The organism is Curtobacterium sp. NPDC098951, assembly GCF_044759965.1.
Lineage (GTDB): Bacteria > Actinomycetota > Actinomycetes > Actinomycetales > Microbacteriaceae > Curtobacterium.
The window spans coordinates 227,066-251,671 of the sequence record NZ_JBIWAG010000002.1 but is presented as its reverse complement, the minus strand read 5'-3'; the positions used below and the strand labels follow the sequence as shown (position 1 = coordinate 251,671).

Annotated in this window: 21 protein-coding genes; 13 read left to right on the top strand and 8 right to left on the bottom strand. The window is 72.1% G+C overall.

Annotated elements, in window-relative coordinates; genetic code table 11:
- From ACIQUC_RS05885 to ACIQUC_RS05865, 5 genes are all read right to left on the bottom strand, one after another.
- Positions 1 to 894: a carbohydrate ABC transporter permease gene (locus tag ACIQUC_RS05885; protein WP_022905599.1), complete on the bottom strand. Its 894-nt coding sequence runs from the start codon at positions 892 to 894 to the stop codon at positions 1 to 3.
- The gene (locus tag ACIQUC_RS05880) at positions 894 to 1,934 is read right to left on the bottom strand and encodes a carbohydrate ABC transporter permease (protein WP_402264348.1); all 1,041 of its coding nucleotides are present in this window, start codon (positions 1,932 to 1,934) and stop codon (positions 894 to 896) included. Before ACIQUC_RS05880 ends, ACIQUC_RS05885 begins: the two co-directional genes overlap by 1 nt.
- Complete coding sequence (locus ACIQUC_RS05875; RefSeq protein ID WP_402264345.1) at positions 1,934 to 3,289, bottom strand: extracellular solute-binding protein; 1,356 nt, start codon at positions 3,287 to 3,289, stop codon at positions 1,934 to 1,936. Before ACIQUC_RS05875 ends, ACIQUC_RS05880 begins: the two co-directional genes overlap by 1 nt.
- 158 nt (positions 3,290 to 3,447) lie before the next feature.
- Entirely contained in the window at positions 3,448 to 4,689 is a 1,242-nt protein-coding gene (locus tag ACIQUC_RS05870; RefSeq protein WP_402264342.1) for an ROK family transcriptional regulator, read from the bottom strand.
- Positions 4,690 to 4,872: 183 nt separating this feature from the next.
- Positions 4,873 to 5,922 (bottom strand): zinc-binding dehydrogenase, encoded by a 1,050-nt coding sequence (locus ACIQUC_RS05865; RefSeq protein WP_402264339.1) that lies wholly within the window; start codon positions 5,920 to 5,922, stop codon positions 4,873 to 4,875.
- Between the two features lie 80 nt (positions 5,923 to 6,002).
- On the opposite strand from ACIQUC_RS05865, the gene ACIQUC_RS05860 reads away from it, so the two are divergent.
- Together ACIQUC_RS05860 and ACIQUC_RS05855 are read left to right on the top strand one after the other, a co-directional pair.
- Complete coding sequence (locus ACIQUC_RS05860) at positions 6,003 to 6,944, top strand: DUF3097 domain-containing protein (RefSeq protein WP_402264336.1); 942 nt, start codon at positions 6,003 to 6,005, stop codon at positions 6,942 to 6,944.
- Positions 6,945 to 7,016: 72 nt separating this feature from the next.
- The gene (locus tag ACIQUC_RS05855; RefSeq protein WP_402264333.1) at positions 7,017 to 7,670 is read left to right on the top strand and encodes a spermidine/putrescine ABC transporter substrate-binding protein; all 654 of its coding nucleotides are present in this window, start codon (positions 7,017 to 7,019) and stop codon (positions 7,668 to 7,670) included.
- 463 nt (positions 7,671 to 8,133) lie between these two features.
- On the opposite strand, the gene ACIQUC_RS05850 is transcribed toward ACIQUC_RS05855, so the two are convergent.
- Together ACIQUC_RS05850 and ACIQUC_RS05845 are read right to left on the bottom strand one after the other, a co-directional pair.
- A complete protein-coding gene (locus ACIQUC_RS05850; RefSeq protein ID WP_022905607.1) occupies positions 8,134 to 9,147 on the bottom strand; it encodes a LacI family DNA-binding transcriptional regulator in 1,014 nt (337 codons plus the stop codon).
- Positions 9,144 to 9,566 carry a DUF3054 domain-containing protein gene (locus tag ACIQUC_RS05845; RefSeq protein WP_261974842.1) on the bottom strand — a complete coding sequence of 141 codons (423 nt, stop codon included), beginning with the start codon at positions 9,564 to 9,566 and terminating at the stop codon, positions 9,144 to 9,146. Before ACIQUC_RS05845 ends, ACIQUC_RS05850 begins: the two co-directional genes overlap by 4 nt.
- A gap of 124 nt (positions 9,567 to 9,690) precedes the next feature.
- Here ACIQUC_RS05845 and ACIQUC_RS05840 point away from each other — a divergent pair, with 124 nt between their 5' ends.
- The 11 genes from ACIQUC_RS05840 (at position 9,691) to ACIQUC_RS05790 (ending at position 22,761) form a co-directional block, all read left to right on the top strand.
- Positions 9,691 to 10,641 carry a hypothetical protein gene (locus tag ACIQUC_RS05840; protein ID WP_022905609.1) on the top strand — a complete coding sequence of 317 codons (951 nt, stop codon included), beginning with the start codon at positions 9,691 to 9,693 and terminating at the stop codon, positions 10,639 to 10,641.
- A gap of 451 nt (positions 10,642 to 11,092) precedes the next feature.
- Positions 11,093 to 12,250 carry an extracellular solute-binding protein gene (locus tag ACIQUC_RS05835; protein WP_402264329.1) on the top strand — a complete coding sequence of 386 codons (1,158 nt, stop codon included), beginning with the start codon at positions 11,093 to 11,095 and terminating at the stop codon, positions 12,248 to 12,250.
- Positions 12,247 to 13,266, top strand: coding sequence for an ABC transporter permease (locus ACIQUC_RS05830; RefSeq protein WP_402264326.1), 1,020 nt, complete (start codon positions 12,247 to 12,249; stop codon positions 13,264 to 13,266). The genes ACIQUC_RS05835 and ACIQUC_RS05830 overlap by 4 nt, the downstream gene beginning before the upstream one ends.
- Positions 13,263 to 14,075 (top strand): ABC transporter permease, encoded by an 813-nt coding sequence (locus ACIQUC_RS05825; protein WP_402264323.1) that lies wholly within the window; start codon positions 13,263 to 13,265, stop codon positions 14,073 to 14,075. Before ACIQUC_RS05830 ends, ACIQUC_RS05825 begins: the two co-directional genes overlap by 4 nt.
- Before the next feature lie 26 nt (positions 14,076 to 14,101).
- Positions 14,102 to 15,187 (top strand): ABC transporter ATP-binding protein, encoded by a 1,086-nt coding sequence (locus tag ACIQUC_RS05820; RefSeq protein WP_402264320.1) that lies wholly within the window; start codon positions 14,102 to 14,104, stop codon positions 15,185 to 15,187.
- Complete coding sequence (locus tag ACIQUC_RS05815) at positions 15,184 to 16,767, top strand: inositol monophosphatase family protein (RefSeq protein ID WP_402264317.1); 1,584 nt, start codon at positions 15,184 to 15,186, stop codon at positions 16,765 to 16,767. The genes ACIQUC_RS05820 and ACIQUC_RS05815 overlap by 4 nt, the downstream gene beginning before the upstream one ends.
- Positions 16,768 to 17,013: 246 nt before the next feature.
- On the top strand, positions 17,014 to 17,811 hold the full coding sequence (locus ACIQUC_RS05810; protein ID WP_402264315.1) for a hypothetical protein: 798 nt from the start codon (positions 17,014 to 17,016) through the stop codon (positions 17,809 to 17,811).
- 56 nt (positions 17,812 to 17,867) lie between these two features.
- A complete protein-coding gene (locus ACIQUC_RS05805) occupies positions 17,868 to 18,869 on the top strand; it encodes an ATP-binding cassette domain-containing protein (protein WP_402264312.1) in 1,002 nt (333 codons plus the stop codon).
- Entirely contained in the window at positions 18,866 to 19,720 is an 855-nt protein-coding gene (locus ACIQUC_RS05800) for an ABC transporter permease (RefSeq protein ID WP_402264309.1), read from the top strand. Before ACIQUC_RS05805 ends, ACIQUC_RS05800 begins: the two co-directional genes overlap by 4 nt.
- 156 nt (positions 19,721 to 19,876) lie before the next feature.
- Positions 19,877 to 21,778, top strand: a complete 1,902-nt coding sequence (locus ACIQUC_RS05795) for an amino acid transporter (protein WP_402265679.1) — start codon at positions 19,877 to 19,879, stop codon at positions 21,776 to 21,778.
- Positions 21,775 to 22,761, top strand: coding sequence for a DMT family transporter (locus tag ACIQUC_RS05790; protein ID WP_402264306.1), 987 nt, complete (start codon positions 21,775 to 21,777; stop codon positions 22,759 to 22,761). Before ACIQUC_RS05795 ends, ACIQUC_RS05790 begins: the two co-directional genes overlap by 4 nt.
- A 73-nt stretch (positions 22,762 to 22,834) precedes the next feature.
- Here ACIQUC_RS05790 and ACIQUC_RS05785 read toward each other — a convergent pair whose 3' ends face one another.
- A complete protein-coding gene (locus ACIQUC_RS05785) occupies positions 22,835 to 24,523 on the bottom strand; it encodes a long-chain-fatty-acid--CoA ligase (protein WP_402264303.1) in 1,689 nt (562 codons plus the stop codon).
- Between the last annotated feature and the right edge of the window lie 83 nt (positions 24,524 to 24,606).

The following is a 24,606-nucleotide window of genomic DNA, read 5'->3' as shown; positions in this document are numbered from 1 at the left end:
CTATCCCTTCACGCCGGTGAGCGCGATGCCCTCGACGAATGCCTTCTGTGCGAAGAAGAAGATGACGACGACGGGGACCATGACGACGACGGTCATCGCCATCGTCATCGACCAGTCGGTGCCGTGCTGGCCGCGGAACGTGGCGAGCCCGTACGCCACCGGCCAGGCGGCCTGGTTCTCGGACGCGTACAGCAGCGGGCCGTAGTAGTCGTTCCACGAGTGGAAGAACATGAAGATCGCCGCCGACGCGATGCCCGGCCGAGCCATCGGCACGACGACCCGCCAGAGCACGCCCCACTCGCTGCAGCCGTCCATGCGGGCGGCGTCGCCGTACTCCTTCGGGATCGTCATGAAGAACTGACGGAGCAGGAAGATGCTGAACGCGTCGCCGAGCAGGTTCGGCAGGATGAGCGGCCAGAGCGTGCCGGTCAGGTGCAGTTCGGACCACATCACGTAGACCGGCACCGCGGTCACCTGCGGGGGCAGGAGCATCGCGACGATGATCACCGTGAAGACCAGGTTCGCGCCCCGGAACCGGATCTGGGCGAGCGCGTACGCCGCCGGGACCGAGCTGACCAGCATGAACGCGGTGGCGAGCACCGCGTACATCGACGAGTTGCCGAACCACTGCGCGAGCGGCAGCTCGGTGAAGACCCGGCCGTAGTTCGAGAAGTCGAACGGGCGCGGCAGGATCGACGCGGTGAGTGCCTGGTTGCTCGACATGAGCGAGGTCAGGACCACGAACACGATCGGGGCGATCGTCAGCACGCCGAGTGCCACGAGGACCGCGTGTTCCGCGATCCAGAGCAGCACGCTCCGGCGCGGGCCGCGAGCAGCACCGGGTGCCGCGCCGCGGGGAGCCCGGGCGAGCGGGGACTGGGAGACGGCGGTCATCAGGACTCCTCCGGTCGGAACACGCTGATCCGGCGCATCGTGAGCACGAGCACGATCGCGGTGATGACGAACAGGACCACGGCCATCGCGGACGCGTAGCCGAACTGGAAGTTCGCGAAACCGTGCTGGTAGAGCAGCTCGGTGTAGGTCAGGAGCGAGGTGCCCGGGTAGCCGAGCTGCGCCGCGGTCCCGCCCCCGATGGTCGCCTTGCCGCTCGCGACGCCCGACGCGACCGCCGCCTCGGTGAAGTACTGCAGAGCGGCGATCACCCCCGTGACGACCGCGAAGCCGATGACCGGGGCGATCGTCGGCAGCGTGATGTGCCGCACCTGCTGGACGCCGTTCGCACCGTCGAGCGACGCCGCCTCGTACAGGTCGCGGGGCACGTCGAGCAGCGACGCCAGGAAGATGATCATGATGTCGCCCATCACCCAGACGCCCATGATCACGAGCGAGGGCTTCGACCACGCCGGGTCGTTGAACCACAGCGGCCCGTCGATCCCGAAGACCCGCAGGATCTGGTTGACGGGCCCCGTCCCCGGGTTGAAGAGGAACACGAACGCGACGACGCTCGCGACCGGCGGCACCAGTGCGGGCAGGTAGAACAGCGTCCGCCAGAACCCGGTGGCCGTCTTCGCCCGGCTGAGGAGTCCCGCGACGAGCAGGCCGCAGACGATCCGGACCGGTACGAGGATGACCACGAACCACAGGGTGTTGACGACCGCGGGGCCGATCTGCGGGTCCTGCGTGAACAGGAACCGGTAGTTCAGCAGGCCGACGAACTCGGGTTCCTGCAGCTGGTTGTAGCGGGTGAACGAGTAGAATACCGACGCGACGAGCGGGTAGGCGAAGAAGATCACGAGGCCCGCCAGGGCCGGCGCCAGCATCGTCAGGGCGACGAGCCGACGCCGCGACTCGGCGGAGCGGGGCCGACGCCGTGGAGCCGTCGGGGGCACCGGACCGGACCCCGTCGGGGCCGTGGGCCGGGAGGAGCGGGCGAGCCGCGCCTCCCGGCCGGTCGTCTTGGTGGTGACGCTCATCACGGACCAGCCAGCTGGTTGGCGTTGTCGATGTCGGAGTCGAGCTGCTTGAGCTTGGCGTCGAGGTTCCCGCCGTTCTCCTGGTACGCCTGCCAGAACTTCGTGAACGTGCCGATGTACGCGGCGCCGTCTGCGGTGCCGGGCGAGGTCATCGTGTCCGCGTTGCCCGCCACGTCGACGAAGGTCTTGTAGTTCTCGTCGACCTCGAGGTCGGGGGACTGCAGCGCCGAGGTGAGCGTCGGGATGTTCTTCAACCCGTTGCCCATCGTGACCTGCGCGTCGGTGTTCGTGGAGAGGTACTTGAGCAGCGCCCACGCGAGCTCGGGGTGCTTCGAGCCCTTGGCGATGCCCGCGACGTTGCCCGCGATGTAGGTCGATCCGTAGTGGCCGAGGCCGTCCATCACCGGCGTCGGCGCGGTGCCGTAGTCGAGGTCCGGCTTCTGGTCCTTGATGAACGCCGTGCGGTACTCGCCGTCGATCTGCATCGCGACCTGGCCGGTCTGGAACGCGTTGTCGGCCGCGAACTCCTGCCCGAGGCCCGAGGTGAAGGCCTTGAGCTTGTCGTACCCGATCTCGTCGACGAAGTCCTTCTGCCAGGTGATGAGCTTCTTCCAGGCGGCGGACGTGCCGATGACGCTGTTGCCCTTGCTGTCCAGCCACGACCCGTCGACCATCGGTGCCCAGTGCTCGGGGGAGTTCTCGTAGAAGTCGATGAGCGGGTTGAAGCCGAGCTGCTTGATCGACCCGTCGGCGTTGTACGTCGTCAGCTTCAGCGCGTCGGTCTTCAGCTCGTCGAGCGTCTTCGGCGGAGCGTCGATCCCGGCCTTCTCGAGCAGCGGCTTGTTGACCATCAACGCACTGACGTCGGCGAGGGCAGGCAGCGTGCACCGGGTGCCCTTGTACTGCGTGTACGACCGCACGGCCTTCGGGATGTCCGACAGGTCGACCTTGTCGCGCTCGATGTAGGGCGAGAGGTCACGGAAGGCACCGGACGAGCAGAAGCTGCCCACGATGGCGGTCGAGTACGACAGGCCCACGTCGATGTTCTGGCCGGACGAGATCGCCTTCTGCAGCTTCTCGTCGTCCTGGCCGGCGTGGATGTCCACCGTGACGCCGGGGTTCGCCTGCTCGAAGCCGGCCACGGCGCTCTTCACGACGCCGGCCTCGCGCCCGGTGAAGAAGTGCCAGAGGGACACGGTGCCCGTGAGTTCCTTCGGCGCGGTCTTGTCGATCGAGTCGGCGCTGCTGCCGGAGCTGCAGCCGGCGACGACGAGGGCGCCGACCGCGGCGACGGCCGTCGTGGTGACGATGCGGCGGACGGTCCGGCGCGGGACGTTCGGTTGGGGGAGGGACACTGCGGTACTCGCTCTCTGGTCTCGCTCCGACGCGGTGCGGTCGCGGTGCCGCACGCCGGACGGGTCCGAGCGTGCGGCACCGGTTCCGGGCGCGCCGAAGAGCCCTGGGACAGGGCCGGGTTGTGGTGCCTCGAGTGGTGCGGGTGGGGTGGTGCTGGTCAGGGGCGCTCGACGGGGTCCGGCGCGGGCACGTCGTCACTGATGCGCTCGAGCCGGTCCGCGAGCGCGGTGCGGACGACGTCGATGAGGACGTGGCGCGCACCGTGCAGGACGGGGGTGTCGGGGACGCCGGGTGCCACGACGGCGGTGGACCAGCGCGTGCGGGTCCGGAGCCAGGCGGTCACGGCGGCGGCCAGGGCGGGTCCGCCCGCGATCCCGGTCGGGCCGTGCAGCACGACCGTCTCGGGATCGGCGACGGCGAGGGCGGGGAGCACGTTGTGCCCGACGCGCTCGCCGAGGGCGGTGGTGAACGGGTGCTGCTCGGGGAGTCCGGGCAGCTGCGGGAGCACCTGGCGCCAGTCGGCTGCGGTGCCGTCCGGTGCCGTGATCCCGTGTTCGGCGGCGAGGGCGATGATCGCGGACTCGGAGATGAGGTCCGCGACGATCGTGGCCGTCGGGTCGATGGAGCGGGCCGCTGCGGGCACGCCGAGGTAGCCGATCTCACCGGCGGCCCCGGAGGCGCCGGTGTGCAGGTGGCCGCCGAGGTCGAGGGCCATGCCGAGGCCCTCTGCCATCCAGAACAGGGCGAACGAGCGCGGGGTCCGCCCCGCGCCCATGTTGCGTTCGGCGATGGCGGCGAGGTTGGCGTCGTTCTCGATGACGACCCGCACCCCGAGCGCGGCGGACAGGGTCGCGGCGACCCGGTCGCGGGGCCAGCCGGGCAGCCCGTCGGTGAAGATGAGGGTGTCGGTCGCGTGGTCCACGCTCGCCTGGACACCCACGGCGACCGCGGTGACGAGGTCGGGGTCGACGCCGGCGGCAGCGGCCGCACGGGAGATCGCGGCGGCGACGATGTCGGCGCCGGGCGCGCGCATCTCGGTCGGGGACATCGTGTGGGTCGCGACCGGGAAGGTCCGGCCGGCGGCGTCCACCACGGTGCTGCGGACGTCGACGAGCTGGACGTCGACCGCCACCGCGAGGTCGCGGTCGGTGATCGCCTCGTACACGACGGCGCTCGGACCGCGGCGACCGGCCTGCGGTGCGGTGCCGGCTTCTCGGATGAGTGTCGCTGCTTCGAGTCGCCGGATGATCTCGGCAGCGGTGGGCTTGCTCAGTCCGGTCCGCTGGGCGATCTCGTTCCGGGTGAGCGGCCCGTCGTCGAGCAGGAGCTCGAGCGCCGCGCGGTCGTTGAGCACACGGAGGAGGCCGGGCTGGCCGGGGGTGCGTCCTCGAGTGGTCATGTCGAGGACTGTAACGGACAACCTTCTTTACTGAAAGGTTTGTTTACCGATTCGAAACACGCGTTCTGCTGCGCGAAACGCGAGCCGCCCTGCACGCACGGATCGCGGCCCTGGACGCGCGCACCGCGGGCCGGGAGGCGCGGGTCGGCCCCGCCACGCGCCTCCCGACCCAGCGTGCCGCGCCTACGGGCGGAGCAGCACCTTGATCGCCCGGCGCTCGTCCATCGCCCGGTACGCCTCGGCCGCCTCGTCGAGCGGGAGCTCGAGGTCGAAGACGCGACCGGGCTCGATCGCGCCGGAGAGCACGTCGGGCAGCAGCTCCGGGATGTACGTCCGCGCCGGGGCCATGCCGCCCGCGACGGTGATGTTCGTGTCGAAGAGGTACCGCGTGCCGATCGTGGGCACCCCGTGCGGGACGCCGACGAAGCCGAGGTTGCCGCCCGGACGCACCGAGTGCAGCGCCTGGTCCATGCTCTCCTCGGTGCCGACCGCCTCGACCGCACAGTCCGCCAGGTCGCCGCCGAGCAGCGCACGGATCGCCGCGACGCCCTCTGCGCCGCGCTCCGACACGACGTCCGTCGCCCCGAACTCGCGGGCGAGCGCCTGGCGGTCCGCGTGCCGGCTCATCGCGATGATGCGCTCGGCGCCGAGCCGCTTCGAGGCCAGGACGGCGGAGAGCCCGACCGCGCCGTCGCCCACCACGACGACGGTCTTGCCCGGACCGACCGCCGCCGAGACCGCGGCGTGGTGCCCGGTGGAGAAGACGTCGGACAGCGTGAGCAGGGAGGGCACGAGCGCCGGGTCGACCGGGCCGGGGACCGCGACGAGCGTCGCGGCCGCGTCCGGGATGCGGACGTACTCGGCCTGCGCGCCGCCGACCGGGTCGCCGTAGGCGTCCTTCCCGCCGAAGCCGGACAGGTGCTCGCAGCCGGTCGTCATGCCGTGGCGGCAGGCCTGGCAGGTGCCGTCGTTCATGGTGAAGGGGGAGATGACGAAGTCGCCGACGTGCAGGTCGTGCACGTCGCCGCCGACCGCCACGACCTCGCCGACGAGCTCGTGACCGATCCCGTGCGCCGCCTTCGTCTCGGTGACGCCGCGGTACGGCCAGAGGTCCGAGCCGCACACGCACGCCGCGACGACCTTGACGACGGCGTCCTTCGGCGTGAGGAGCTCGGGCTGGTCGCGGTCCTCGACGCGGATGTCGTTCGGGGCGTGGATGATGGCAGCGCGCACGGGTGGGCCTTCCGTCGAGATGGTGGGGTGTCCGGCCCGTCGACGTCGTCCGGGCCGAGGACGACAGTACCCTCGTGCGGGTGGACGACGACCGGTACGGCAGTGACGTGCTCTCGGGCGACTGGCGCTCGCGCGGGGTGCAGAAGGTGCGGCAGGTGCCGCTCGAACGGGACATGGTCCTCGAGGACCCCGTGACCGGCTGGGCCGGCGCCGTGGTCCGGCTCGAGGCCGGCACCGTCGAGCTCGAGGACTGGAAGGGGCGCACCCGCTCGTTCCCGTTCGGCGGGCAGTTCCTGCTCGAGGGCGAGCTCGTCACCCTGGGACGCCCGCAGGCGCCGGTGGGGCGGCGGAGCCCGGCGGGTGGTGCGGGTGCGGGCCCGGCGGGTGGTGCGGGTGCCGGGAGGCGCGGCTCGGCCCCGGCGGTGCGGCACGCCTCCGACGGCGGTCGCCTCCGCACCGCGTCCGGATCGTTCGCGGTGGAGTCGCAGCGTGCGCGGGTGGCCCTGCCCTCCCGGATCATGGTGGAGGGCAAGCACGACGCCGAGCTCGTCGAGAAGGTCTGGGGAGCCGACCTCCGCGTCGAGGGCGTCGTCGTCGAGGAGCTCTCCGGCGTGGACAACCTCGCCGACGTGCTCGACGAGTTCCAGCCGACGCGCGACCGTCGTGTCGGGGTGCTCGTCGACCACCTCGTGCCCGGGTCGAAGGAGTCCCGGTTCGCCGACGCCGTGACGCGCGGGAAGTGGGGCGCGCACGTGCTCGTCGTCGGACACCCGTTCGTCGACGTCTGGCAGTCCGTGAAGCCCGCTCGCGTGGGGCTGCAGGCGTGGCCGACGATCCCGCGCTCGATCGAGTGGAAGAAGGGCATCTGCCAGGCGCTCGGCTGGCCCGCCGCCGAGCAGGCCGACATCGCCCGGGCGTGGCAGCGGATCCTCGGGCAGGTGCGCACGTTCGCCGACCTGGAGCCGGAGCTCCTCGGCCGCGTCGAGGAACTCATCGACTTCGTGACGGAACCGACGGGCTGACGGACCCGACCGTTTCGTGCGCGCGCGCCGGATGGCGGGGGTGATCCGCGCCTCCAGGCTTACTGTTGGGGCATGGACGGCATCGACGGACGCGTGCGGAGCGCTGTCGAGGTCTGGCTGCGCTGGCTGCCACGGTGGCAGATCGGCACCGCGCGGCCCCGCACCCGGATCTGTCGGAAGTGCACGGGGTCGCCGATCGCCTCGGCGGCGGGCTTCGGACCGGACGTGCCGCACGCGGTCCAGCACGCGCTGATCGGGCGCATCTCGACCATCATCGAGGACGCCGTCGACGACTACACGGCGAAGAACCTGCCGCTGCTGCAGCGTGAGCTCGAGCGGGCGGACGCGCGGAAGCGGCACGCCGGGTACCAACCGACCGAGGGGTTGCAGCCGGAGTTCCAGGGGCTCGACGTCGACCCCGAGCCCTCACCGGGGGAGCCGTTCCTGTTCACGCTCGGCGAGCTGACCGGCACGGGGGCGGCGGAGCAGGCGCCGCGCGAGCCGCTGTCGGACGAGGCGAAGGCGGCGCTCCGGCACGAGATCGAGCTCTCCGACGAGTGCGCACGGGCCACCGGCACGGCCGTGTGCCTGGCGCTGATCGACCACCGTCCGCGGATCGCCGAGGCCGTGGAGCGGCTGGTCGAGCCGCAGATCGAGGCGCTCGTGTCCGCCATGTTCCGCGGGTTCGACGGCCCGGAGGGGGCGCCCCGCTCCGGCTTGTTCTGATGCGGGGTGCGGCGGCGGCGCGGCGCGGCGCGGCGCGGGGCCCGCGGCGGCGCGGCGGCGCGGCGCGCGGCGGCGGCACGGCGCGGCGCGTGGGCGGGGCCCGCGGCGGCGGGGCGCGCGGCGGCGCGGCGCGCGGCTGCCGAGGCGCGACTCGCACGGTGCGGATCCCGTCAGTCGGTGCGAGGTTGTTCCTCCCGTGCGCCCTTCTGGCGCGCGGACGCTGTGCGGGGGACGGCGCACGGTGCGGGGCTCGTCGGTCGGTGCGAGGTTGCTCGCTCCGTGCGCCCTTCTGGCGCCGCACCATGCCGTCGTCACTGCACGGGCTGGCGAACCTCGCACGGTGCTGGGCTGGCGAACCCTGCACCGGACGACGAAGAGCGCACCGCCCGTCATACGTCGCACCGTGCGGGTTCGGCCAAGCCGGCACGGAACCGCGGAGCCCGCACCGTGCGTGGTTCGTCCCTCAGCGCGGGAGGAGTGTGCGGCCGGCGATCACCGTGCCACGCAGTGAGCGGTGCTCGACAGGACGCGCGGGGTCGTCGATGCGGCCGATGACGAGGTCGATCGCCTCGCGGCCGATGCGCTCGATCGGCTGCTGCAGGGTCGTGAAGCCGATCCAGTCGCTCGCCAGCGGGTAGACCCCGTCGAAGCCGGTGACGGACAGGTCGCGCGGGACCTCGACCCCGCGGTGGCCGAGTGCCTCGCAGACGTCGAGCATGAGTCGGTCCGTCGGGCACATCGCCGCGCTGACGTCCGACTCCTGCATCGCACCGACGATGTCGGCCGCGACATCGCCGGGCGGTCGCACGAAGCTGGCGTCGATGTCGATGACCCGTGTGCCGCGCGCGCGGAGCCGCTCGAGCATCGCCGCCGAGCGCGCGTGCTGCGTGATCGCGTCGCCGAGCGGGACGGTCAGCACGGCGACCGTCGTGTGCCCGGCGTCGGCGACGGCGTCCGCGATGGCTGCACCGCCTCCGACCTCATCGCAGTACACGCTCGACAGTGCGGGGTGCAGTTCGGGCCGTCCGGCGACCACCGTGGCGATCCGTGGGGCGAACTCCGCGATGTCGGTCGCCGGCATGAGCCCGCTGCAGACCACGAGGCCGTCGACCCGCATCGAGACGAGCGCGGCGAGGGCGCTCTTCTCGTCCTCGACCCGTCCGACGCCCGTCGTGGTGACCACGCGGTAGCCGAGCTCCGAGGCACGGCGTTCCATCACGGCGTGAAGAGCGGCGTACACCATCGACGAGGCGTCGCGGACGAGCATCCCGATGGTGTGCGTGCGTCCGCTGACGAGGCCGCGCGCCATCGCGTTGGCGACGTACCCGAGCTCGGCGGCTGCGCGCTCGACCCGCTCTCGTGTCTCGTCGGAGAACCGCCCGGTGCCGGAGAGGACGCGGCTCACCGCCGACTTCGAGACACCCGCCCGCGCGGCGACGTCGAGGATGGTCGGCTGGGACCCGCGGCTGCCGTTCACGCGTCGGTCGCTGCGGCGTCCTGCCGGGAGCGGGGTGCGCGGAGTCGGAGGATCCCGCGGACGACGGCGCGCCAGCCGAGCAGGAACACACCGAGCACGATCGTCGCGACGATGACGAAGGAGATCGGCAGCGGGTTGCCGTCGACGTCGCCCTGGCCCGTGGCGACGCGGATCGCCATGCCCACGAACACCGTGAGGATCCAGGCGACGACGCCGGTCGGCCAGAACCGCAGCGGCCGCGACCACGCGCCGCTCGTGACGTAGGCGATCGCCCAGCCCGCGAGGAACGGGTAGGCCGTCGTCCAGACCCCCAGTGCGGTGTTGCCCTCACCGTGCGAGGAACGGCCGATGAGCGCGAAGACGACGATGAGGACGACGTCGATGACGGCTGCGAGCCAACCCCAGGTGCGTGTGTTCACCCCCACATTCTCGCAGCGTTCTGCGGCCGGGCTCATCCCTCCACATCCTGGGCAGCGGGACGCACCGTCCACAGGGCTTTGGTCCGACGCCTCACCCGTTCGGGGAACTCCGGAACATCGGGGCATGTCGACGAACCTCAACCTCGCACCGGTCCCCGAAGTCCTCACCTACCGAACGTCAGCACGGCGGCCGGACGAGTCCGACGTCATCCGGCGCCGGGCCGCGGCGGGAAAACTCACCCGGGTCGCCCGTGGTCTGTACGCCGAGTCTGCGGGCTGGGCGGCTCTCCGCTCCAGCGAGCAGCACCTCGTCCGGGTGCGCTCGGTCGCGGATCGGATCCGAGACGGGGACCTCGTGTCGCACGTGTCCGCGGCCGTGGTGTTCGGCGTGCCGCTCCTCACCCCGCCGCCGACCCGCGTCCACGTGACCTCGACCGGCGCGGACCGACGGACGACGAACGGCACCTTCGTCGTCCACGCCGACCTCGATCCCGAGTGGAACCGCCCGGTCGTGACGACCTCGGACGGTCTGCTGCTGTGCGGGCTGGAGCGGCTCGCGACGGACCTCGCGCTGACGCTGCCCTTCGCCGACGCGGTCGTCGCCCTCGATGCGCTCCTCGGCCGGGCGGTCGAACGGGAACTGGTGCGAGCGGCCGTGGCACGGCGGGGACAGAAGGGGCGGCGGCGTGCGCTCCGCGCGGTCGAGTTCGCCGACGCGGCCTCGGGCTCGCCAGGGGAGTCGTACGCGCGGGCTCGGTTCGACCAGTTCGGCACGCCGGCGCCGGTCCTCCAGCACCGATTCCGATCGGCGGGCGAGCCGGACATCGTCGTGGACTTCTGGTTCCCGGAGTCGGGCGTGGTCGTCGAGTTCGACGGCTCCGTGAAGTACCAGCGCAGCGAGTACCTGCACGGGCGGACACCGCAGGAGGCGCTGGTCGACGAGAAGCTCCGCGAGGACCGGCTCCGTGCGTTCCCGGAGGTGCGCAGGGTGCTCCGGTTGACCTGGTCGGACCTGCTGAACGAGTGGGTCCTGCGGGCGAAGCTCCGCCAAGCCGGCGTGCGGATGTCGCGCTGAGGGAACTGTCCGCGCACGGTACGGACTTGTTCGGGGGCGGGCGCGGGCGCACGGTGCGACGCCCGCGGGCGGCGGGCGGCTTGCCCGCTCGGTGCGAGGTTGTAGGCGGGCACGGAGCGGGCAACCTCGCACTGAGTGGCGGAGGGCGCACGGTGCGGCGCCCGCGGGCGGCGGGCGGGTTGCCCGCTCCGTGCGAGGTTGTAGGCGGGCACGGAGCGGGCAACCTCGCACCGAGCGGCGGAGGGCGCACCGTGCGGTGGAAGGGGCACAGCGCCGGGCGCGCCGCGCGGAGTTCACCCGGGGGCGACCCCCGCGGTACCTCGCGTTCACCCGGCGGCGCGACACTCGACCTCGGTGCGGGAACGTTCCCGCACCGCGTCACCGCGCGCGCCCCACCCCGCACACCCCAGCCCCACCCCGCACACCCCCACGACCCAGGGAGACCACCACCGTGAAGACCCGAGCCCTCGCCGGCCTCGCGATCGCCGCCGCCGCGACCGTCGCACTGTCCGGCTGCGTGCAGAGCGCCAACGCCTCGAACGCCGCCGACCCCAGCAGCGGCACGACCGACCTCACCGTGTTCATCAGCGGCGACACCAACGTCCAGGACCTCTGGGAGAAGTCGCTCATCCCCGCGTTCGAGAAGCAGCACCCGACGATCCACGTCAGCACGAGCATCGACCTGCACGGCGAGCACGACGCCCAGACCCAGGCGAACCTCGCCACCGCGGTCAAGGCGGGCAAGCGCGTGGCGTACGACCTCGTCGACGCGGGCTTCGTCTCGACCGCCGGCAAGGCCGGACTCCTCACGAAGGTCAGTGCCACGAGCATCCCGAACCTCGCGAACGTCCCCGAGGCCACCAAGCAGCAGGGCGGCACGAGCGCGATCCCGTACCGCGCCTCGAGCGTCCTGCTCGCCTACGACTCGAAGAAGGTGACGGACCCGCCGAAGACCCTCGACGACCTCCTCGCCTGGATCCGCGCCAACCCGGGCCAGTTCGCCTACAACTCGCCCTCGTCGGGCGGTTCCGGCGGGTCGTTCGTCGCGACGGTCCTCGCGAAGTACCTGTCGGACTCCGAGCAGGAGACGATGCAGACCTCGTACGACAAGTCCCTCGAGTCGGAGTGGGACAAGGGGTTCCAGGCCCTCAAGGACCTCGGCCCGTCGATGTACCAGAAGGGTGTCTACCCGAACGGCAACGACCAGGTCGTCCAGATGCTCGGGTCCGGCCAGATCTCGATGGCGCCGGTGTGGAGTGACCAGTTCATCACCTCGCAGAAGACCGGGATCATCCCGAAGACGGTCAAGGCGGTGCAGATCGCGGACCCGTCGTTCACGGGCAGCGCGAGCTTCCTCGGCATCCCGAAGACCGAGCCCACCGCGCAGAAGCGTGCGGCCGAGGAGCTCGCCGACTTCGTCCTCAGCTCGTCCGGGCAGCAGCTCGTCGCGAGTGCCGTCTCGGGCTACCCGGTGATCCCGCTGGACTCGCTCCCGAAGTCCGTCTCGGAGCAGTTCGCCGACGCCGACCCGTCGAACCTCCGGCTCGGCTTCCAGAGCGACTTCGCCGCGGACATGAACGCGGCGTGGGACGCGAAGGTCCCGCAGTGACCCAGGTCGCCGACCGGGAGGCCCGTGGCGCGTCCGCCACGGGCCTCCCGCCCGCCCCGCCACCGGTCCAGGACGCGCCCCACCAGACGGACCGGCGCGCGCTCCGGAGTCGCCAGGCGCGCCGCGCGCGCATGACGGGCCTCGCGCTCGTCGCGGCACCCGTCCTCGTCGTCGTGCTGTTCGTCGGCGTCCCGGTCGTCAACGCCGCGCTCTTCAGCCTCGGGTTCACCGGCGGCCTCAACCAGGCGCTCGCGGACATCGGCGGCGACACCGTGCGTGGGTTCTCCCTCGCGGTCTACGGCACGCTGCTCGGCAACCCGACGTTCCTCCGGGACCTCGTGGCGACCCTCGGCGTCACGGCGCTGTCGACCGGGTCGACCGTCGCGCTCGCCGTGGTCGTCGCCGTGATCCTGCGGCTCCGGGGCGGTGTGCTCGGCAAGACCCTGAGCGTGCTGGCGGTGGTCCCGATCTTCGTCCCGGTGGTGATCGCGAGCTGGTCGATCCTGACGTTCACCGACGCGCAGGGCTTCCTGCGGAGCCTCGGCGCACAGGTCGGACTCGACGTGCCGGTGTGGGGCTACACCCTCGTCGCGGTCGTGTTCGGCAGCGTCTGGACGAGCCTGCCGTTCGCGGTGCTGATGATCGCCGGCGCGCTGCAGGGCACCCCCGACGCCCTGGTCGAGGCCGCGAAGGACGCCGGCGCGAGCACGTGGCGTGTCGTCTGGCAGGTGCTCCTGCCGATGGCGAAGACCCCGCTGGTCATCGCGACGACCTTCACGGTGATCGGGGTGCTCGGGTCGTTCACCGTCCCGTACTTCACCGGCCCGAACGCGCCGACGATGCTCGGCGTCGACATCTCGAAGTACTTCCAGGCCTACAACCGGCCGCAGCAGTCGACCGCGATGGCGTTCATCGTGTTCGCGTTCGCCGCCGCCGCGAGCGTGTTCTACCTCCGGTCGACGGTGCGGACGAACGCCCGTGAGCTGGCCGACACGAACAAGGAGGCGCAGTCGTGATCGCACGTGTGACCGGGACCGCCCTCGTCTGGACCACCGCCGTCGTCCTCGCGGTCTTCATCGCCGGGCCGCTGCTCTGGCTCGCCGCACGGGCGTTCGCGACGACGTGGACCTACCCGAACCTGCTGCCGGACGGGTGGACGCTCCAGTGGTGGGGGCGGGTCTTCGACGACCCCACCCTCGGCGTCGCGATCCAGAACTCCCTCGTGCTCGCCCCGCTCACGGTCGGGATCGCCGCGGTCGTCTGCCTGCCGGCCGCATGGGCGATCAGCCGCATCGAGTTCCCCGGGCGGCGCCTCGTGCTCGTCGGGCTGTTCGCCACGAACGCCTTCCCGAAGATGGGGCTGTTCGTGACGATGTCGGCGATGTTCACGGCGCTGAACCTGATGAACACCGTCACCGGCATCCTCATCGTGCACGTGCTCGGGTGCGTGGTGTTCATGACCTGGCTCCCGGCCGCGGCGTTCTCGGCCGTGCCGCGCGCCCTCGAGGAGGCCGCCCGCGACGCCGGTGCGAGCCGCTGGCGCACGTTCTGGAGCGTCACCTTCCCGATCGCCTGGCCCGGCATCCTCGTCGCCGTGGTGATGAGCTTCCTCGCCTCGTTCGACGAGGCCCAGGGCACCTACCTCGTCGGCGCCCCGACCTACATGACCATGCCGACCGCGATGTACTCGCTCGTCCTGAACTCGCCGCGCCAGGTGTCGGCGGTGTTCGCGATCGCGCTGAGCATCCCGTCGATCGTGCTGATGACGCTCGCGCGGAAGCACATCATGGGCGGCCGCCTCGCGGACGGGTTCCAGATCCGATGACCACCACCAGCTCGAAAGGCGACCCCATGACGGACCACGCGCTCGTCGCGGAACGCGCACCGCGCCTCCCGGCCCACGACCACCCGGCCGACCGGCCGGACGCCACCCGCACCGGCGGCCTGACCGTCAGGGGGTTGCGGAAGACCCTCGGCGGGCGCGACGTCGTGGCCGGCATCGACCTGGACGTGGCGAAGGGCGAGCTCGTCTCGCTCCTCGGCCCGTCCGGGTGCGGCAAGACCACGACGCTCCGCATGGTCGCCGGGTTCCTCGCCGCCGACGCCGGGACCGTCACGATGGGCGATCGCGACGTCACGGCCCTCGGCCCGGAACGCCGACCGAGCGCGATGGTGTTCCAGAACTACGCGCTCTGGCCGCACATGACCGTGACGCAGAACGTCGCCTTCCCGCTCCGGACCCGTCGCGTGCCGAAACAGCGGGTCGCCGAGCGGGTCCGGGACGCCCTCGAGCTCGTCGGGCTCGCGCACCACGCCGGCTCGCGCCCGACCGCCATCTCCGGCGGCGAGCAGCAGCGGGTCGCCCTCGCCCGGGCGATCGTGCAGGAGCCCGACGTCCTGCTCCTCGACGAGCCGCTGTCCAACCTCGACGCGAAGCTCCGGGTGAGCGTCCGCGACGAGATCCGCCGCATCCAGCAGCGCCTCGGCATCACGACCGTGATCGTCACGCACGACCAGGACGAGGCGCTCAGCATCTCCGACCGGATCGCCGTGATGCACGACGGCCGCATCGAGCAGATCGCGGCGCCCACCGAGCTGTACGCCCGCCCCGCCACCGGGTTCGTGGCGTCGTTCATCGGGTCGACGAGCGTCGTCTCGGGTCGCTTCCTCGCCGCCACCGGGGTCGTGCCGCGCCCCGGCGACACGGTCCTCGTCCGGCCCGAGCAGGTGGCGCTCGCCGACGACGCGCCGCTCCGGGCGACCGTGGTGCGGGTCCTCGTGCGCGGACACTTCGCCGAGGTGGTGCTCGCCGCGGACGGCGCCGAGCTCCGCGCGTACGTCACCGGCGTCCCGCCGGTCGTCGGCACCGAGACCGGCGTGCGGATCGGCGACGTGCTCGTCCACCGCGACGGCGTGCTCGTCGAGGCCGCACGGTGACCACGCAGGAGGTCTCGGCCCCGACGGACCGGCGGACCGACCCGCAGCCGTCGCGGGGCCCGCGGGTCCCCCTGCTCGTCGCGCACCGCGGCGCACCGCGCGTCCGCCGTGAGAACACGCTGCCCGCCATCGCGGTCGCCGAGGCGCTCGGCGCCGAGACCATCGAAGTCGACGTCCGCCGGACGGCCGACGGCGTCGCGGTCCTGCTCCACGACGAGACCCTCGGCCGGCTGTGGGGCGACGCCCGACGGGTGTCCGAGGTGGACTGGTGCGACGTCGCCCGGCTCGGGAACGGACTCGACCGCATCCCGCGCCTCGACGCCGTCCTCGAGCGACTCGACGGGTGCCGGAGCTCGCTGCTGGTCGACCTGACCGACCCCGAGGACGCGCGGGTCGCCGCCCGGACCGTCGCCGCGTCCCGGGCGGGCACCGGGGTCGCGTGGTGCGGTGCGCCGGCGGCCATGGCCGCGGTCCGCGAGGTCCTGCCGGACGCCGACGTCTGGCTCGCGTGGGAGTCGCTCGACCCGCCGACCGCGGCGGACCTGGTCGCCCTCACTCCCTCGACGCTGAACCTCGACCTCGCGTTCCTCACCCCGCGCACCGTCCGTGCCGCCCGCGACCTCGGACTGCGCGTCTCGGTCTGGACCCTCGACGACGCCGAACCGGCCGTCTGGGCAGCAACGGCCGGCGTCGACTCGATCACGACGAACGACGTCGCCGCGATCCGCGCCGCCCTGGCCCGGGCCGAACGCGACGGCTGGCCGGAGCCGGACCGCGAGCCGACCGAGACCGAGGTCGCGTCGCGCGCGCAGGCCCTGGCGCACCGGCTCGCGCACGAGGTGATCGCCTTCACCCGGGAGCACCCGGTCGGCGAGGTCGCCACCAAGGCGCACCCGGCCGACCTCGTCACCGACGTCGACCGGCTCGTCGAGCAGCACGTGCGGTCCCGGGTGCGGATGGCGTTCCCGACGCACGGGTTCACCGGCGAGGAGTACGGCGCGGCCCCCGGTGACCGGCACCGCTGGTACCTGGACCCGGTGGACGGCACGACGAACCTGGCGAACGGGGTGCCGTGGACCTCGATGTCGCTCTGCCTCACCCGTGGCGGCCGGCCGCTCGTCGGTGTCGTCGCGGACCCGTGGCGGGGCGAGGTGCTCGAGGCCCGGAGTGGACGCGGGGCCACCCTCCGCGACCGGACGCTGCGCCTCGACGACGCACCACGGGCACTCGCCGGCGCCGTCGTCGGCACCGAGCTCGACGGACACCGGCCGTGGCCCGGGTTCGGGGCGTTCCTCGACGCCCTCGCGGACCGGTCGTGCACGCTGCGGGTGCAGGGGTCCGGCACGCTCACGATCGCGCAGGTCGCGGCCGGACGGGGGATCGGTGGCTGCGTGTCGGCGTTCAACCCGGTCGACCACGGTGCGGCGGTCCTGCTCGTCCACGAGGCCGGTGGGATCGTGCTGACCCGGGAGGGTGCGGTCGAGGGCTTCCCGTCGGTGGGGGAGCCGTTCCTCGTGGCGCACCCGGGCGCGGCGGACGAACTCCACGCGGTGTGGACGGCGGCGCTCGCCGCCGGGTGACGTACGCGTCGTGGGGGGGGGGGGGGGGGGGGGGGGCCCCCCCCCCCCCCCCCCCCCCCCCCCCACGCTCCGGTGCACTCGCACCGCCGGCTCTCGGGGGACTCTGTGCGTGCGTTCAGTCAGTGGTCGTCGGCGCTCCCTAGGGTGGCAGTCCACGGCACCGCTCGACGGCGGGCCGCACGGTCCCGCCGCCGGCGGGACGCACGGCTCCGCCGCTGGCGGTGCGCACCCGAAGGAGCATCGACCATGGGATTCCTCGACCGCCTGCTCGGACGCCCCGAGCGCGACCAGAACGGCGCCGCGCAGCAGAACCAGTGGGGGCAGCCGCAGCAGCAGGGGTACCGCTACGGCCAGCAGTCCTACCAGCAGCCCGCCACGGGCACCCCGGCGACCGGCGACCGGTACGGCACGCCGCAGTGGGGTGGCGGCGCACCCTCGGGTGGCCAAGCGTCGACCGACGACGAGCGGGCGGTCGAGCGCTACCGCTACCTGCTCCGCACGGCGCCGCCGGAGCGCATCGAGGAGGTCCACGCCGAGGCGTTCGCGAAGCTGACGGACGAGCAGCGCCGGATGGTCTTCGACGAGTTCACCCGGTCCGCCCCCGCCGGCGAGGCCCCGCGAGGCGACGACCCGCGGTCGCTGGCCCAGGCCGCGACGCGCTCGGAGATCCGGCAGCCCGGGTTCATGGAGCGGTCGCTCGGTGGTGTCGGGAACGGTCGCGGCGGGATGTTCGGCGGTGCCGGGCAGCGCTCCGGACCCTCGTTCGGCAGCATGATCGGCGCCTCGATCCTCGGTACGGTCGCCGGCTACGTGATCGGCTCCGCCATCATGAGTGCCTTCCTGCCGGACCCCGGATCGTTCGACGGCGGTACCGATGCTGCGGGTGACGGTGGTTCGGAGGACACTGGTGCCGACCCCGGTGACGGCGGAGCGTCCGACGCAGGCGCGTCCGACGGCGGCGGGTTCGACAACGCGGGCTGGGGCGACGGCGGATCCGACTTCGGCGGTGGCTTCAGCGACTTCGGTGGCGACTTCGACGTGTAGCGCGTCGCGGGCGGCACCGACCCACCGACGTGTTCCATGCTCGACAAGGGAGCGACATGGCCATCATCGAAGCCTCCGGGCTGACCAAGACCTACCGATCGAAGTCCGGCCCGGTGCACGCGCTCGCCGGGCTCGACCTGGTGGTGCCGCAGGGGACCGTCAAGGCCCTGCTCGGGCCGAACGGCGCCGGCAAGACGACGACGGTCAAGGTGCTGACCACGCTCATCACGCCCGACACCGGCACGGCGACCATCGACGGGATCGACGTCATCGCCGACCCGCAGGCGACCCGCCGGTCGATCGGTGTGTCCGGGCAGTACGCCGCCGTCGACGAGAACCTCACCGGGTTCGAGAACCTCGAGATGATCGGTCGGCTGTACCACCTCGGCCGGCGGACGGCCCGCGAACGGGCGCGTGAGCTCATCGACGTGTTCGACCTCGCCGAGGCGGGGGACCGCCCCGTGAAGGGCTTCTCCGGCGGGATGCGGCGGCGGATCGACCTCGCCGGCGCCCTCGTGATGAACCCCAGGGTGCTGTTCCTCGACGAACCGACGACCGGCCTCGACCCGCGCAGCCGACTCGCGCTCTGGGGCATCATCGAGGGGCTCGTGGCGGACGGCACGACCGTGCTCCTCACCACCCAGTACCTGGAAGAGGCGGACCAGCTCGCCGACGACATCGCGGTGATCGACGGCGGGACCGTCATCGCCGAGGGCACCTCCGACCAGCTGAAGGCCCAGGTCGGCGGCCACCGCGTCGTCGTGACCCTGGTCGACGAGTCCGACGCCGACGCAGCCACGACCGTCCTCCGCCGCTACGGCGTGGGCGAGGTCGAGGCCTCTGGTGACGGCCGCACCCACGCCGTCGCGGTCGAGGCCGGGCCCTCGGCGCTCCAGCGCGTGCTCGCGGACCTCGGCGACGCCGGCATCGCGCTGCACGACGCCGGCATGCGTCGCCCCACCCTCGACGACGTGTTCCTCCGGCTCACCGGCCACGCCGCGACGGACGACGATGCCGTCGAACCCGCTGCCACCAAGCAGAAGGAGGCGGCACGATGACCGCCACCACGACCCCCACGGCACTCGGACGCCAGCTGCCCGTCGTCGTCACCTCGCCCGCCGCCGTCTGGCTCGAGGACGGCTGGACGGTCACGAAGCGGAACCTCATCAAGATCAAGCGGTCGCCGGACATGCTCGTGTTCGCCGTGCTGCAGCCGATCATGTTCGTCCTGCTCTTCAGCCAGGTCTACGGCGGCGCGATCCAGGTGCAGGGGACCGACTACACGCAGTTCCTGATGGCGGGCATCTTCGCGCAGACCGTCGTGTTCGGCGCCACGTTCTCGGGCTCGGCGATGGCGCAGGACCTCAAGGAAGGGCTCATCGACCGGTTCCGCACGCTGCCGATGTCGGCGTCCGCGGTGCTCGTCGGCCGCACGAACTCCGACCTCGTGCTCAACGGGATCTCGATGGCGATCATGATGCTCACCGGGCTCGCGGTCGGGTGGCGGGTGAACTCGTCGCCGCTCGAGTTCCTCGCCGGCATCGGTCTGCTCCTGCTGTTCAGCTACGCGTTCAGCTGGGTGATGGCGCTGCTCGGCATGAGCGTCAAGACGCCCGAGGTGATCAACAACGCCTCGTTCATGATCCTCTTCCCGCTGACCTTCATCTCGAACGCGTTCGTCCCGAGCGACACGCTGCCGCTCGTGCTGCGGGTGTTCGCGGAGTGGAACCCGGTGTCGTCCCTCGTGCAGGCCGCGCGGGAACTGTTCGGCAACGTCGGCTCGGCGCCCGTGCCGGACATCTGGACGATGCAGCACCCGGTGGTGACCGTCCTGATCGGCATCGCGGTCATGCTCGTGGTGTTCGTGCCGTGGTCGGTGAACAAGTACACGCGGATCAGCTCGAAGTAGGCAAAGGCAGGTTCTCCACCGTGTCGACCGGATGTGCGCGTGCGGTCCCCGGGACGGCTTAGCATCGTCTCCGTGACCGCGACAGACGCCGAGCGGGCCGCGGACCACGACGCGACCGAACCTCCCCTCGACCGCAGCACCCGTGTGCGTCGCTGGATGCTGCACGGGGCCGACCAGGGTGCTTCGCACCAGGGCCCGCACCAGGTCGAGGTCGAGAAGACCCACTCGTGGTGGCGCGTCATGTGCCTCACGGGCGTCGACTACTTCTCCACCCTGGGGTACCAGCCCGCGATCGCCGCGCTCGCGGCGGGGCTCCTCTCGCCGATCGCGACGATCGTGCTCGTGCTCGTGACGCTGTTCGGCGCACTGCCGGTGTACCGCCGCGTCGCGCAGGACAGCTTCCGGGGCGCCGGGTCGATCATGATGCTCGAGAAGCTCCTGCCCTGGTGGGCCGGCAAGCTCTTCGTGCTCGTGCTGCTCGGGTTCGCCGTGACGGACTTCATGATCACGATGACGCTGTCCGCGGCGGACGCGACGGCGCACATCGCCGAGAACCCCTTCACGCCGCACTGGTTCACCGAGATCCCGGTGCCGCTCACCCTCGCGCTCCTGCTCCTGCTCGGGGTGGTGTTCATCCGCGGCTTCAAGGAGGCCATCGGCATCGCCGTGGGGCTCGTCGCGGTGTACCTCGTCCTCAACGCGGTCGTCGTCGGGGTGTCCCTGTGGCACGTGTTCGAGCACCCGATGGTGGCGAGCGACTGGTGGAGCGGCCTGACCGCCCAGCACAGCAACCCGCTGGTGATGATCGGCATCGCGCTCGTGGTGTTCCCGAAGCTCGCCCTCGGCCTGTCCGGCTTCGAGACCGGCGTCGCGGTGATGCCCCAGGTCCGGGGCGACGCCACCGACGGCGCCGGACCCCGGCCCGAGGGACGCATCCGCGGGACGAAGCGCCTGCTCACCGTCGCCGCCGTGATCATGAGCTCGTTCCTCATCACCTCGTCGATCGTCACGACCTTCCTCATCCCGCAGCAGGAGTTCCAGCCGGGTGGCGGGGCGAACGGTCGTGCCCTGGCGTACCTGGCACACGAGTACCTCGGCGGGGTGTTCGGCTCGGTGTACGACTTCTCGACGGTCGCGATCCTGTGGTTCGCGGGTGCGAGCGCGATGGCGGGCCTGCTCAACCTCGTGCCCCGGTTCCTGCCCCGCTACGGCATGGCGCCGCAGTGGGCGCGGGCGACCCGGCCGCTCGTCATCATCTTCACGCTGATCGCCTTCGTGATCACGATCATCTTCCAGGCCAACGTCGACGCGCAGGGCGGTGCCTACGCCACCGGCGTGCTCGTCCTCATCACGAGCGCGGCGGTCGCGGTGACGCTGTCGGCCCGGCGCAAGCAGCAGAAGAAGCGGACGATCGGGTTCGGCATCATCGCCGTGGTGTTCGTGTACACGACCGTCGCGAACGTCATCGAGCGCCCGGACGGTGTGCGGATCGCCGCGATCTTCATCATCGCGATCGTCGTCGTGTCGCTGATCTCCCGCGTCCGTCGGTCGTTCGAGCTCCGCGCCTCGTCGATCGAGCTGGACGCCACCGCACGCCAGTTCGTCGAGGCCGACGCCGACCAGTTCAGCTCGGTCTGCATCATCGCGAACGAACCCGGTGCCGGCACCGCCGAGGCGTACCGGTCGAAGGGCCGCGAAGAGCGCCGCGACTCCGGCATCCCGGCACGCGTGCCGACGATGTTCCTCGAGGTGCTGCCGGCCGACTCCTCCGACTTCGAGGAAGACCTGGTCGTCGAGGGGCACGTCATCCACGGCCACCGCGTGCTGAAGGTGCGCTCCGGCAACGTGCCGAACACCATCGCCTCGACGCTGCTGGCGATCCGCGACATCGCCGGGGTGGTGCCGAGCATCTACTTCGAGTGGAACGAGGGCAGCCCCATCCGCAACGCCATCCGCTTCGTGTTCACCGGCGTCGGCGACGTCGCCCCGGTGACGCGCGAAGTCCTGCGCGAGGCCGAACCCGACGTGAACCGCCGACCGAGCGTCCACGTGTCGTGACCGGCGGGACGGCGGCGAGCCGCGCCTCCCGGCCAGCCGGCGGACTCGCGGCCGTCCTCGTCGCCGCCGCCGTGTGGGGCACCACCGGCACCGCGACGCACTTCGCGCCGGGCGTCCCGGCGTTCGTGTTCGGTGCCGTGACGTTCGGTCTGGGCGGACTCGTCCTCGCCGCCGGCGCCCGTCGCGGAACCCTCGATGCGATCCGGGACCCCGCCAGTCGGCGGTGGGTGCTGCTCGGCGCGGCGTCGCTCGTCGTCTACGCCGTCGCGTTCTACGCGGCCCTCGCCGACGCGGGCGTCGCGCTCGGCACGACGGTGGCCATCGGGTCGTCGCCCGTCTTCGCGGGGCTCGTCGAGTGGGTCGCCGACGGCAGGCGCGTCACGCGTCGGTGGGTCGTCGCCACCCTGGTGAGCGTGGTCGGCATGGTCGTCGTGACGCTCGCGCGGTCGGAGGGCTCCGGCGCGGGTGGATCGCTCGTGCTCGGACTCGGGGCGGCGCTGTCGGCCGGACTGACCTACGCGTCGTACTCGTGGGCGGTCGCGCGGGGCATGCGCGGGGTGTCCGCTCACGGGGCGCTGCCGGGTGGCGTGTCGCTGCCCGGCGGTCCCGGGGCCGAGATCGTCGTCCGGGCGCGGTCGGGCGAGCGCGGCCTCGTCGGGGCGGTCTTCGGACTGGCGGCCCTCCCGCTCGTCGTGCTCGCCGTCGTGGCCGGGCACGCGTCGCTCGGGGTCGCGTCGAACTGGCCGGTGTTCCTGTACCTGGCGCTCGTGCCGACGGTGCTCGGCCACTCGCTGTACGCCCTCGGGCTGCGGTCCGTGCCTGCCTCGGTCGCGACGCTGCTGTCGTTGTTCGAGCCCGTCGTGGCGGCGGTCCTCGCCGTGCTCGTGGTGGGGGAGCACCTCGGCGTCGGCGGCTGGGTCGGGATCGCGCTCGTCGTGGTCGGCCTGGCGGTGCTCGCGATGCCGGAGCGGACGCTCGCCTGACGGTGTGGGGATTCGGCCAGGGGTGTGAAACCGCCGTCGCAGTCTGACGGACTGGCGCGCCCCGCGGGCGGGGTCAGTCCTCGCCGAGGATCCGGTCCCGCACCTTCCGCCGCAGCACCTTGCCGATCATCGACCGCGGCAGGTCCTCGACGACGACGATCCGGCGGGGCACCTTGTAGGCGGCCAGGTGCTCGCGCGACCACGCACGCAGAGCATCCGGGTCGAACGACGCCGGGTCCTTCGGTACGACCGCGGCGACGACCTGCTCGTTGCCCGCCTGGGTGATGCCGACGACCGCCACCTCGCGGACGCTGGGGTGCTTGAGCAGTGCGTCCTCGACCTCGGTCGGGGAGACGTTGAACCCGCCCGTGATGATGAGCTCCTTGAGGCGGTCCACGATCCGGACGAAGCCGTCCTCGCCGATCGCCACGATGTCGCCGGTCCGGAACCAGCCGTCCGGCGTGAAGACCTCGTCGGTCGCCTCGGCCTTGCCCCAGTACCCGCGGAAGACCTGCGGCCCGCGCACCTGGAGCTCGCCCGGTTCGTCCGTCCCGAGGACCTTCGTCGGGTCGTCCGGGTCCGCCACCCGCGCCTCGGTCGAGGACAGCGGCAGGCCGATCGACCCGAGCCGACGAGCAGGGGACACCGGGTTGGCGAGCAGCACGGGGGAGCACTCCGACAGGCCGTAGCCCTCGACGAGGTAGCCGCCGGTGCGGGCCTCCCAGGGTTCGACGACCTCCTTCGAGAGCGCCATGGCCCCCGAGATGCCGATCTGGATCCCCTGGAGCGACACCTTCGCCGATTCGGCCGCGTGCTGCAGCCGGGCGTAGATCGGGGGCACCGCCGGCAGGAAGGTCGGCGGGTGGTGCTTCATCGCCTTGAGCACGAGGGCCGGGTCGAACGCCGGGAAGAGCACGAGTCGCGAGGCCATGCTCATCGCGAAGGTCAGGCAGAGCGTCAGGCCGTACGCGTGGAACATCGGGAGCACCGCGTAGACCACGCTGCCGTCTCCCGGCTGGATCTGCGGCACCCACGCCCGCGCCTGCGCGGCGTTGGCGATGAGGTTCCCGTGCGAGAGCACCGCGCCCTTCGGAACGCCGGTCGTGCCGGAGGTGTACTGGATGAGCGCGACGTCGTCGGTGCCGGGGCGCGCATGGCGCTTCGACAGCTTCCGGTTCGACACGAGGTCGTCCCAATTCGTCGTGCCGCGGACCTTCGTGGTCAGCTTCGCCCGGGACTCCCGGGCCTTCGCCACCGGCAGCGACAGCGCGATCCGGGTGCTGCGCGGCATCGCCCGGGTGAGGTCCACCGAGACGATCGCGTCGAGCCGCACGTCCGAGGGGAAGTCCTGCAGCGATGCCACCGACTTGTCCCAGGCGATGGCGACCGTGGCGCCGTGGTCCTCGAACTGGTGCCGGAGCTCCCGAGGCGTGTACAGCGGGTTGTGCTCGACGACGACCGCGCCGAGGCGGAGCACCGCGTAGAAGGCGACGATGTGCTGCGGGCAGTTCGGCAGGACGATCGCCACCCGGTCGCCAGCGGTCACCCCGAGCTTGCGCAGACCGTTCGCCGCGCGGAGGATCTGCTCCTCGAGTTCGGCGTACGTCGTCGTCCTGCCGAAGAACTCGAGCGCGACCTTCTTCGGGAAGCGCCTGGAGGACTGCTCCACGATGTCGTACAGCGAGCCCGTCGGCTCGTCGATGTCGTGCGGGACCCCCGGGGCGTACGAGGCAAGCCAGGGACGAGGCGTGTCGATGCTCACGCCGACCAACCTAGCGGGCCACCCGGGCGACGGCTGGGAGGCATCGCACGCACGCGCCCCGCTCGCATGCACCCGCCCGCCCG

Coding starts and splice junctions, on each gene's coding strand:
- ACIQUC_RS05885 (WP_022905599.1), bottom strand. CDS start 894: ATGACCGCCGTCTCCCAGTCCCCGCTCGCCCGGGCTCCCCGCGGCGCG.
- ACIQUC_RS05880 (WP_402264348.1), bottom strand. CDS start 1,934: ATGAGCGTCACCACCAAGACGACCGGCCGGGAGGCGCGGCTCGCCCGC.
- ACIQUC_RS05870 (WP_402264342.1), bottom strand. CDS start 4,689: ATGACCACTCGAGGACGCACCCCCGGCCAGCCCGGCCTCCTCCGTGTG.
- ACIQUC_RS05855 (WP_402264333.1), top strand. CDS start 7,017: ATGGACGGCATCGACGGACGCGTGCGGAGCGCTGTCGAGGTCTGGCTG.
- ACIQUC_RS05840 (WP_022905609.1), top strand. CDS start 9,691: ATGTCGACGAACCTCAACCTCGCACCGGTCCCCGAAGTCCTCACCTAC.
- ACIQUC_RS05820 (WP_402264320.1), top strand. CDS start 14,102: ATGACGGACCACGCGCTCGTCGCGGAACGCGCACCGCGCCTCCCGGCC.
- ACIQUC_RS05810 (WP_402264315.1), top strand. CDS start 17,014: ATGGGATTCCTCGACCGCCTGCTCGGACGCCCCGAGCGCGACCAGAAC.
- ACIQUC_RS05805 (WP_402264312.1), top strand. CDS start 17,868: ATGGCCATCATCGAAGCCTCCGGGCTGACCAAGACCTACCGATCGAAG.
- ACIQUC_RS05800 (WP_402264309.1), top strand. CDS start 18,866: ATGACCGCCACCACGACCCCCACGGCACTCGGACGCCAGCTGCCCGTC.
- ACIQUC_RS05795 (WP_402265679.1), top strand. CDS start 19,877: ATGCTGCACGGGGCCGACCAGGGTGCTTCGCACCAGGGCCCGCACCAG.